We start from the raw sequence: 3,568 nt of genomic DNA, 5'->3' as shown, positions 1-3,568 counted from the left end.
GGGCGCCCCCGCGCCGGCGGGGGGGGGCGGGCTCCCATGCCCCCGGGGTCCCCGCCCCGGGGGCCGCGCCCCGGGGACCCGGGGGGGGCCCCCCTCCGCGCTGCCCCCGCCCGCCCGCCTCAGCCCCGGCCGGGTGCAACGACTCTGCACTCGGCCGGGCTCCCTCGAAAGGTCGCGTTTTGATAACGCTACTGTCGAGTTCTTGCGTGATTGCTGTCGAGTGATTACGTTGATGCTCAAGACGACGGATCCACGGATCAGGAGTCCAGCGGCTCACCCACCCGGGACGCCGCGCTCGACGAGGAGCACCCGTTCACGGCTGAACGGGACGGACGGAAGACGAGGACACGGTGCGCGAGGACGACTCGACCCGAGGGACCGACGCCACCTGGTGGCGCGACGCGGTCATCTACCAGGTGTACGTACGCAGCTTCGCGGACGGCGACGGCGACGGCACCGGCGACCTGGCCGGCGTCCGGCAGCACCTGCCGTACCTGCGGGACCTGGGCGTCGACGCCATCTGGTTCACGCCCTGGTACCTGTCCCCGCTCGCCGACGGCGGCTACGACGTCGCGGACTACCGCGAGATCGACCCGCAGTTCGGCACGCTCGCCGAGGCCGAGCAGCTCATCGCCGAGGCCCGCGACCTGGGCATCCGTACCATCGTCGACGTCGTGCCCAACCACGTCTCGGCCGCGCACCGCTGGTTCCAGGCCGCGCTCGCCGCGGGTCCCGGCTCGCCCGAGCGCGAGCGCTTCTGGTTCCACCCCGGCAAGGGCCCGGGCGGTGACGAGATGCCCACGCACTGGGTCTCCGACTTCCAGGGCACCACCTGGACCCGCACCACCAACCCCGACGGCACACCCGGCGAGTGGTACCTGCACCTGTTCACGCCTGAGCAGCCCGACCTCAACTGGAACCACTCCGACGTCCGGCGCGAGCACGAGGACATCCTGCGGTTCTGGTTCGACCGCGGCGCCGCGGGCATCCGCATCGACTCCGCCGCGCTGCTCGTCAAGGACGCCACGCTGCCCGAGGTCCCGGCCCATCCCGGCCCCGGCGAGCACCCGCACGTCGACCGCGACGAGATCCACGACGTGTACCGCGGCTGGCGCGCCGTCGCCGAGTCCTACGACGAGCCGCGCGTCCTCGTCGGGGAGGTCTGGCTCGCCGACCGCGCGCGGTTCGCGCAGTACCTGCGCCCCGACGAGATGCACACCGCGTTCAACTTCGACTTCATGGCCCGCCCCTGGGACGCCAAGGCCCTGCGCGAGTCCGTCCAGACCACGCTCGACGCGCACGCCCCCGTCGGTGCCCCCGCCACGTGGGTCCTGTCCAACCACGACGTGACCCGACCCGTGACGCGGTACGGCCGCGAGGACAGCGCGTTCGCCTTCCCGACCAAGCGCTTCGGGACGCCGACCGACCTGGCCGCGGGCCGCCGTCGGGCACGGGCCGCCGCCCTGCTCTCCGCCGCGCTGCCCGGCTCGCTCTACGTCTACCAGGGCGACGAGCTCGGCCTGCCCGAGGTGGAGGACCTCCCGCTCGACGTCATCAACGACCCCATGCACTTCCGGTCCGGGGGAGTGGACCCCGGCCGAGACGGCTGCCGCGTCCCCCTGCCGTGGACACGCGGCGGCAGCAGCCACGGGTTCGGGCCCGACGGCGGCGCGCACCCCTGGCTGCCCCAGCCCGCCGGGTGGGGCGACCTGTCCGTCGAGGCGCAGACGGGCGACGACGCGTCGATGCTCAGCCTCTACCGCCGCGTCCTCGCCCTGCGCCACAGCGAGCCCGCGTTCCGCGGCGACTTCGCGTGGGCCGACGACGTCCTGCCCGGCGACGCGACAGGTGACCAGGTGCTCGCGTTCACGCGGGGAGACCTGCTGTGCGTCGTCAACCTCGGACCCGCCGTCCCGCTGCCCGCCGGGTACGACGTGCTCCTGGCGAGCGCCGCCCTCGAGCAGGGCGCCGCAGGCACCCGGCTCCCCACCGACACGGCCGCATGGCTCCGGCGCACCCCGCCCGGCCACGCGACCGGCACCACCCCCGCCTGACAGCACCCGACACGCACCACCCGCACACCCGCCCGACAAGGAGCAGAGACAATGAAGTCCACACGCCGCGCGATCGCCCTCACCCTCGTGGGGGCCCTCACCGCCACCGCCCTCGCCGCCTGCTCGAGCTCCGGCTCGGGCGACGACGAGTCCGCCGACGGGAAGACCACCCTCAAGGTCGTCTCCCTCCTGCCCGGCTCCGAGCCCGAAGCCATCGACGCGTTCAACGAGCAGGTCAAGCAGTTCGAGGACGCCAACCCCGACATCGACGTCGTGCCCGAGGAGTACGAGTGGAAGGCGACCACGTTCGCCGCCCAGCTCGCCGGCGGCACCCTGCCCGACGTGTTCGAGATCCCGTTCACCGACGCCAAGACCCTCGTCGAGAACAAGCAGATCGCCGACCTCGACACCCAGTTCCGCACCCTTCCCTACGCCGACAAGTTCAACCCCGCCATCATCGACGCGGGCACCGGACCCGACGGCCACGTCTACGCCATCCCCGCCAAGAACGTCTACGGCGTCGGCCTCCACTACAACCGTGCCCTGTTCGAGTCCGCGGGCCTCGACCCCGACTCCCCGCCCACCACCTGGGACCAGGTCCGCGAGTACGCCAAGAAGATCGCCGACGCCAACCCCGGCGTCGCGGGCTACGCCCAGATGACCCAGAACAACACCGGCGGCTGGCAGCTCACCGTCAACACCTACTCGCGCGGCGGCCGCGTCCAGGACGTCGCCGACGACGGCACGGCCACCGAGTCGCTCGACAACGACGGCACCAAGGAAGCCCTCGAGTTCCTCAAGACGCTGCGCTGGGAGGACAACTCCATGGGGAGCAACTTCCTCCTCGACTGGGGCACCATGAACGAGGCCTTCGCCGCCGGACAGGTCGGCATGTACACGTCGGGCTCCGACGTCTACACCTCCATGGTCCAGTCCAACGGGCTCGACCCCGCGACCTACGGCCTCACCGCGCTGCCCCTCGACGGCGGCGACGCCGGCGTCCTCACGGGCGGCACCCTCGCGGCCATGCCCGCCCAGGCCACCGACGAGAAGAAGGCCGCCGCCGTCAAGTGGATCGACTTCTTCTACCTCAACAAGCTCGTCGACCAGGACGCCGCCGTCAAGGACGCCCAGACGCTCGTCGCGAGCGACCAGCCCGTCGGCACGCCCGTGCTCCCCATGTTCAGCAAGGAGCAGTACCTCGAGAACCAGGAATGGATCAAGGACTACATCAACGTCCCGCTGAACCAGATGACCGGCTACACCGACACCATGTTCGACCTGCCCCTCGTCGGTGAGCCGTCGCAGAAGACGCAGGAGATCTACGCGCTCATGGACCCCGTCGTCCAGGCCGTGCTGACCGACCAGAACGCCGACATCGACAAGCTGCTGGCGGACGCCAACAAGCAGGCCCAGGCGCTGCTCGACCAGGGGTGACGCCGGCCCCGGGGTGAGGGGTGTCGCGCGACCTTCCCTCCGCGCTCGTGCCTCGCGCTCCCGCCAGGCTCGACCAC

General features: G+C 71.7%; 2 protein-coding genes. Both read left to right on the top strand.

All coding sequences use genetic code 11. The features are described 5' to 3' along the window. Positions 1-350: 350 nt before the first annotated feature. The gene (locus ACFRCR_RS17750) at positions 351-2,054 is read left to right on the top strand and encodes a glycoside hydrolase family 13 protein (RefSeq protein WP_377679409.1); all 1,704 of its coding nucleotides are present in this window, start codon (positions 351-353) and stop codon (positions 2,052-2,054) included. Positions 2,055-2,105: 51 nt separating this feature from the next. After that, positions 2,106-3,491, top strand: a complete 1,386-nt coding sequence (locus ACFRCR_RS17745; RefSeq protein WP_377679407.1) for an extracellular solute-binding protein — start codon at positions 2,106-2,108, stop codon at positions 3,489-3,491. Positions 3,492-3,568: the final 77 nt, after the last annotated feature.

The sequence above is a fragment of the Oerskovia sp. NPDC056781 genome, from assembly GCF_042789955.1.
In the GTDB taxonomy this organism is placed as follows: domain Bacteria; phylum Actinomycetota; class Actinomycetes; order Actinomycetales; family Cellulomonadaceae; genus Oerskovia; species Oerskovia rustica.
The sequence above is the reverse complement of the archived record's forward strand: the minus strand, read 5'-3'. Positions and strand labels throughout refer to the sequence as shown.

What these genes read in the sequence shown, in the direction of transcription:
- ACFRCR_RS17745 (WP_377679407.1), top strand. Translation starts at nt 2,106, where the DNA reads ATGAAGTCCACACGCCGCGCGATCGCCCTCACCCTCGTGGGGGCCCTC.